Below are 2540 nucleotides of genomic sequence, written 5' to 3'. Positions count from 1 at the left end.
CCATCAGTTGCATAGCGGCTGAATAGTAAGCGATCCATCAACCCCAGGCTGTTCAGGAAGTCACGCCGCTGGTTAAATCGGGGGTATGCAAATCCTTCATATTCCACGGCAGCAGCGCCGCGACGTCATCCACGGTTTTCGCCGCTGGCAAGTCGCGCAGCACCCGGCGCAGCCATGTGTAAGGCTCCAGGCCATTCGCTTTGGCCGTCTCCAGCAGCGAGTAAATAACCGCACTCGCATTAGCTCCAGCTACCGTGTCGCTAAACAGCCATGCCTTGCGGCCCACCACGAATGGACGAATCGCGTTCTCGCATCTGTTGTTATCGATCGGCAGGTCACCGCGCTCGGTGTAACGTGTCAGGCGACTCCAGTAGTCGCGCATGTACGACAGTGCCTTGCCCAGCGCGCTCTTCGGCGTCACGCCTGGCAAGGATTTGTCCAGCCACGCCTTCAGCGCCGCGAGCGCCGGCACGCTGTGCGTCTGCCGCGCCAGCAGGCGCTCCGCGTCGCTGGCGTCCTTGCAGTCGCGCTCAATGCTATACAGTTTGCCGATCATGGCGACCGCCTCGTCTGCCAGACCGCGCCGCCCCTTAGGCTGGACTTTCACGGCCTCGACGAAACGTCGGCGCACGTGCGCCCAGCACGCCATGTGCTCAATGCCGTCAGTGCGCGCAAGCTGGTTATAGCCATCGTAGCCGTCGGTCATCAAGAAGCCACGATAGTCGTGCAACAGGCGCATCGGCACCTGGGCCCCGCGGCCCGGATCGTAGTCGAACAGCACCACCGGCTGGCCCGGTGGTCCGCCCGTCTGCACCCACATATAGCTGTTCGACGTTGGCTGCTTCCCAAGCGCCTTGAGTACCTGCACCACCGTCTCGTCAACGTGGATAAAGGGTGACTCAAGCAGCGCATCGCGCATCAGGTTGTGCAGCGGTTGGAGCAACCGGCCGGCGCCGATCACCCAGCGCGCCAACGTCTGGCGGGGCACGGTCACGCCATGGCGGTCGAGCACGTATTCAAAGCGGTACAGCGGCAGGCCATCAATGAACTTGACGATCAGCAGCATGGCGAGGAAGTCGGCGCTGGCGTTGCTCTTGGGAAGAGGCTGCGGTGGCAGCGGCGCCGTTACCGGCGCGTGCTCGCTGCCGGGGCAGCCGTAGCGCTTACGAATGTGGCGCAACACGCGCACCTGCATCGGTACGATGTCGAGCTGTTCGCTAACGTCCTGCCCGATCTCGACCATCGGGGTGCCACACGGACAGGTGCGTTCAGCAGCGGGGACGTCGTGGACCACGTCGACGCGCTGCAACTCCGATGGTAACGGCGCGCGCTTGCCACGCGCCGGCTTGGATGCGGGTTTGCCCTTGCCCGGCTCCAACTCGGTTGGCAACGGCGCAACGTCCTGTATCTCGGTGCTGTCGGCGGCGAGCGTCTCGGCCTCGTCGAACAAACGCCCCTGGTTCGCCGACTGCTCCGAGCTGGCGCCAAACATGCGGTAGCGCGCCAGGATGAACTGTTCGAGCATGTGCTGCATGTGGTTTAGCGCCTGCGTCTTGACATCATTGTGCGAGGCGATGACCGCGTGCAGCAGGGCCGTTAAGGAGGCTGCGTCGGTGGGCAAAACGGGCGGCAACACCAGCTCCGGGAGCTGGTAGCGCGGGGGTAAAATGGAAGGTTTTGCGACGGCTTCTGGCATGCACTATTTTACCAAATCCCCCTATGAAACGGAACCGAAATGCAAGGTTTTATGAGGAGCATTTCGCCATAAATCGAAGCCTTCCAACAGCCATTCAAACTGCTGTATCGTCACCGTTTGGGTGGCTCCGTCGGCCTCACGCGGCCATGCAAATTTTTCCGCCTCAAGACGCTTGAGCCAAAGGCAGAAACCGTTGCGATGCCAGTACAAGACCTTGATCTTGTTGCGATGCCGGTTGACGAACACGTACAACGCGCTTCCGAAAGGATCGAGCTTTAGTTCCTGCTCAACCAGCGCTGACAGTCCATCAATCGACTTCCTGAAGTCGACCGGATCGCGGCACAGATAGACCTGTTCGATACGACAGCCGGGGTGCATCAGCGCGCTCCCGGGTGTGACTGCTCCAGCGCCGCCAGCCAGACCGGTGCCGGCAGCGCGGCCATCTCGAGGCGCAGCCCCGACGGCAAAATCAGTGTGCAAGCGGCCGATGGCGGCGCGGCCTGTGCAATGCGAACGGCGACGAATTTGCCGTGTACCGCCGATGCTGCCTTGCCGTCCACTGTCAGCAACTTCTGGCGCCAGTAGTACAGCGATGCCAGCGACAGACCATGACGCTTCGCGTAGACAGTCACCGCGACGCCTTCCTGCCGAATCGCGGCAACGTGCTTCTCCCAAAAAACGGTCGTGTTTTCCATGCTTGCTCCGGTATCAAATCGAAGTAGCAAGAATGCGGAAATTCGGATTAGCCAGCAAGTCTGGGGTTTATGGAGCGCTTACACTCGACCCACTAAGCACACGCGTGAGGTCAACGTCCCGTAGTTCGTAAACGAGACCCTGCCGATGT

Annotated in this window: 3 protein-coding genes; all 3 read right to left on the bottom strand. The window is 61.3% G+C overall.

Translation table 11 applies throughout. The features are described from left to right. Positions 1 to 52: 52 nt before the first annotated feature. From tnpC to tnpA, 3 genes are read right to left on the bottom strand one after another with little or no spacing between them, the layout of a single operon-like run. Positions 53 to 1696 carry an IS66 family transposase gene (gene tnpC, locus F2P44_RS34025; protein ID WP_167094469.1) on the bottom strand — a complete coding sequence of 548 codons (1644 nt, stop codon included), beginning with the start codon at positions 1694 to 1696 and terminating at the stop codon, positions 53 to 55. Positions 1697 to 1717: 21 nt separating this feature from the next. Beyond that, entirely contained in the window at positions 1718 to 2074 is a 357-nt protein-coding gene (gene tnpB, locus F2P44_RS34020; RefSeq protein ID WP_166882622.1) for an IS66 family insertion sequence element accessory protein TnpB, read from the bottom strand. Beyond that, a complete protein-coding gene (gene tnpA, locus F2P44_RS34015) occupies positions 2074 to 2391 on the bottom strand; it encodes an IS66 family insertion sequence element accessory protein TnpA (RefSeq protein WP_166882621.1) in 318 nt (105 codons plus the stop codon). Before tnpA ends, tnpB begins: the two co-directional genes overlap by 1 nt. Between the last annotated feature and the right edge of the window lie 149 nt (positions 2392 to 2540).

This window comes from Massilia frigida (assembly GCF_011682175.1).
In the GTDB taxonomy this organism is placed as follows: Bacteria; Pseudomonadota; Gammaproteobacteria; order Burkholderiales; family Burkholderiaceae_D; genus Telluria_A; species Telluria_A frigida.
Note: the sequence above shows the minus strand (reverse complement) of the source record. Positions and strands in the feature narration are given on the sequence as shown.